Here is a 3,870-nt window from a genome sequence, read left to right as displayed (position 1 = left end):
CCGGCAGGAGCAGCAATTCGCTCGTATGGGACTGACGCTATCGCGCCAGACGCTCGCCAACTGGATGATCGCAGGTAGCGAGCGCTGGCTAACACTATTGACCGAGCGGATGAAGATACATCTTATTGAAGCAAGACGTGCTGCACGCCGACGAAACGACCCTGCAGGTGCTGCGCGAGCCGAGCAAATCGGCAGAATCCCAGTCGTATCTATGGCTGTATCGTACGGGCCGTATGGGTCCACCGATCGTTCTGTACGACTACCGTCCAACGCGAGGCGGCGAGAATCCGCGGGATTATCTTAATGGTTTCAGCGGCTATCTCCATGTGGACGGCTATGCCGGTTACCACAAGGTGAAGGATGTCACGCTCGTTGGATGCTGGGCGCATGCGCGTCGCAAGTTCGACGAGGCATTGAAGGCGCTGCCGCCTTCTTCGGACAAAGCGGAAACGGCGTCCAAGCAAGGGCTTCAGTTCTGCAATGAGTTATTTGCCATTGAGCGAGAACTGAAGGAAGTAGCGCCGGAAGAGCGATACAACATTCGATTGGAGCGAAGCCGCCCCATTCTGGATGCTTATTTGGTATGGCTGAAACAGCAGCGGTCCCGTACGCTGCCGAAGAGCCTGCTTGGCCAAGCGATTGCTTACAGCATGAACCAGTGGGAGAAGCTGACGGCGTTTCTAAAGGATGGCCGGCTGGAGATTGACAATAACCGAAGCGAACGGTCGATTAAGCCATTCGTCATCGGGCGAAAAAACTGGCTGTTTGCCAATACGCCTCGCGGTGCCAAGGCCAGCGCCGACATCTACAGCGTGATCGAGACGGCAAAGGCAAACGGACTGAACCCGTTCCAATACTTGAAGTACCTGTTCGAGCAGCTACCGCAGCTTCCCGATCCGAGCGATCTCGAAGTGCTGGACAGCCTGCTGCCATGGTCGCCGACTTTGCCTATGGCTTGCCGGGTGTTTAAGTCTTAAAAGATACAGTAAAAAGCCCTCAACTTGATGACAAGGTGGGGGCTTTTTGACACTTACGCTTTAGCACATTGCATTGTAAGTCATCAATTTACTTGTGCTAGAGGATTGTAATGAAACATTAACCACTCACTTAGCAATACGTCAGCTATCTTTTCCTTATGATGCTTGGCTATTACCTCCCGTACTTCTGGATCAGTATAGATCCGCATACACGCCTGGCAACGGTGGGCATACATGTTCTCCCATTCAATATTAGACTTGTGGTCGGACGCCCAGGCTAAGATCCGCTCGGGCCCCTCCACTCGGAGCCAGCGCTTCAAAAAGTCCTCGCCTGCCGTCTGATCCGCGGTAGCAAGCTTAGTCTCTCGAATAGAATCCAGCTTGAGTTCAGGAATCTTTCGCATACCTAAGCCACAACAAGCGGCAATTTGTCCATCAGCCTGAATGGTGGTTGTAGTTAGAATACTGTCACAACCCTTGCATAGTGCTAAGTTCGAACGGTTTACTGTCACTCCATCTGGATATTTGTTTAATGTCGATGGCGATAGCGGCATCCATGGACTCTCCAGAATATTAATCTTAGAAGAAGGAAATTGATTACAAATATCCTGGAATTCTGGATGATTTTCAACAACCTCTTTAGTAATGATGCGTTCTAGAACCGTCTCAACCATAATCATCGCTCTGAGCCCAGCCTTGACCGCTGCCCTAGCTGCACGAATTACATTATCAAGAGGCACGAAACGAGCATGCTGATCACCTGTACTAAGGTTAATTTCCGTCAATCCTGCCCGGACAAATTCCCCGATGCGACGTTCTGCCATCCTGTCGTTCGTGGCCCAATGAGCATTGGAGACGATGCGTACAGTTATCCCATGGGAGGAGGCCCGTTCAATCCCTTTTAGGAGGTTCTGTCCAGCTAGAGTAGCCTCACCACCTGTGAAGACGACTACATTGTATCCAAGATCGGCTGCCTCATCGATTGCTTTTAGCATCTGCTCAATAGGTAGCCACGTAGTTTCCCGAGGATGACTCAGGGTTCCACAATGCTCACATGAAGCAGTACACTTGTATGTAGGCATTACGGAAAGCATCTTGTACTTTGGTAAAGGATCAAAAATATTTATTGTAATCCCTCCTGAGCTCGTTGAATCAAACGGTCGGAGAGTAAATTTGAAATGTTGTATAAAGCTTCACGAGATATCCCTTTCCTTTCCATCGGAGCAACAACAACAACAACTATAGCCACAAACACCAAAAGGAGAACGGCGACGTTGTCTTCTGCATTAATGCCCATATTTTTTATTTGCAAAATGTCTTTTGCAATGATGCGGTTCTCATAGCCTGCTGGCAACTTTAATCCGTCAAACCTTACGGCAGCATCTAATATCTCTTGATATACATCCCCAATTTGGAGTGATTCGTCCAATAGTCTCCGAATATTCTGTGAATCATTCGCTTCACTTACTGCCTGAACTTGTGCGGCCATCCGCTCCTGAAGCTCTTTTCCCCATGACATAAACTTTGGGTTACTAAGAAGTGAAAAAAGCATCATGTTGGCAGCGCTAACATCCGCTGGGCATGGGTACACGGACTCACCATATAATAGGTTTGTAACTACACCTGTAGGGTCATTCAGGAAATTCTCCTGTAAATCTGATGAATGATTCAACTTTTCAAATATTATCTTTGCTCGTTCCTGTAAATCTTCATAGTTGAAAATTAATAACTGGTTATTCACGTGCTCCGCACCTTTCTTTATTTGAATATATCAAAGCTTGATTCCAATATTCCCCTTTTATTTTTGTCCTTCAAAACCTTCTGCTATACATAGGGTCATCTAACGAACGGAAAAAATCGTACGATTGATAAGGGTACCGCCAACCACGGCGGTAGTCTACGACTTAAAAATCTGGCTTCAAATGAACCTCCTGAAGAACGTAAAGCCATGGTCGAGCATTACAATGCCGAGTGAGAGCGAAGAAAATGTACAGATTATGCATCGGATCGAACATGAAGCATCCTTATTTCGGCTATCGTCGAATGACCAGGTTCCTTCGAGAGCAAGGCTTCGAGATCAATCGCAAGCGTGTACGCCGTCTAATGCAGCTGATGGGCTTAGAGGCAATCTATCCAAGCCAAACCTTAGCAAGCGTCTGCACGCCAAGTACACCCGTCCCTATCTGCTGCATGGGTTAACCATTGAACGCCCTAATCAGGTCTGGGGAATCGACATTACTTATATCCGGATGGGCAAAGGGTTCATGTACTTGTTCAACATCATCGACTGGTACAGCCGCAAGGTCATTACAGCACTTTAATGAACCTGGACGAGAACGTTTAACTGACGAGAATATTAAACGAAGAACGTTAGTTCAATAAAACAGCGGCAGTCTAGGACTTTATTTTTCAGTCCGAAGCTGCCGCTGTTTCAGGTTTTAAGCCAATCTACTTATTTTTATGGAGCTGACGATTTTCAATCATGTCGATCAGCGCTGGATCAGCACATCCAGTCAAACACTTTATTTTCTTGTGACACGCACTTTTATTTAAATGACGGTCTGAGCTGTAACTTGCGGTTGAGCTTGCCGCTGGCTCAGCGAAAGCCCGTCGAGCAGCCAGCGTAGCTCACGACTGCAGATGGTGAGTGAGGCGCTGCCGCCAGCTTTCGGCAACCTCCTGTAAATGAGTTGCCTTTATTTTCATATGAATGATTTGATTGTTGAAGGTGGGCTGGGTTTGACGCTTACTTTTAAGCTGGCAAAGAAGCTTAGAATTACATGGAATAGACGCCCTACAACCAAAGAAAGGCGCTCATCCATGAAAAAGGATCCTAAACAACTAAATGATACAAGGCTGGATCGGCTACACTAAGTTGGACAGAAAAAATAAG

The 3,870-nt window shown here is 47.4% G+C and carries 3 protein-coding genes and 1 pseudogene; 2 read left to right on the top strand and 2 right to left on the bottom strand.

Features of this window, described 5'->3' with window-relative positions; genetic code table 11:
- Positions 1-977, top strand: a pseudogene (gene tnpC / locus L696_RS0109165) (IS66 family transposase); the annotation flags it as partial.
- 83 nt (positions 978-1,060) lie between these two features.
- Here the strand turns inward: tnpC and L696_RS0109160 are convergent.
- Positions 1,061-2,059, bottom strand: a complete 999-nt coding sequence (locus tag L696_RS0109160; protein ID WP_245233329.1) for a radical SAM protein — start codon at positions 2,057-2,059, stop codon at positions 1,061-1,063.
- A gap of 41 nt (positions 2,060-2,100) precedes the next feature.
- Positions 2,101-2,718 (bottom strand): hypothetical protein, encoded by a 618-nt coding sequence (locus L696_RS0109155; RefSeq protein WP_025683380.1) that lies wholly within the window; start codon positions 2,716-2,718, stop codon positions 2,101-2,103.
- A 124-nt stretch (positions 2,719-2,842) separates the two neighbouring features.
- Here L696_RS0109155 and L696_RS31865 point away from each other — a divergent pair, with 124 nt between their 5' ends.
- Positions 2,843-3,298 (top strand): DDE-type integrase/transposase/recombinase, encoded by a 456-nt coding sequence (locus L696_RS31865; protein ID WP_049827317.1) that lies wholly within the window; start codon positions 2,843-2,845, stop codon positions 3,296-3,298.
- Positions 3,299-3,870 lie beyond the last annotated feature (572 nt).

The organism is Paenibacillus maysiensis (assembly GCF_000520815.1).
Lineage (GTDB): Bacteria > Bacillota > Bacilli > Paenibacillales > Paenibacillaceae > Paenibacillus > Paenibacillus maysiensis.
The sequence above is the reverse complement of the archived record's forward strand: the minus strand, read 5'-3'. Positions and strand labels throughout refer to the sequence as shown.

What these genes read in the sequence shown, in the direction of transcription:
- L696_RS0109160 (WP_245233329.1), bottom strand. Translation starts at nt 2,059, where the DNA reads ATGCCTACATACAAGTGTACTGCTTCATGTGAGCATTGTGGAACCCTG.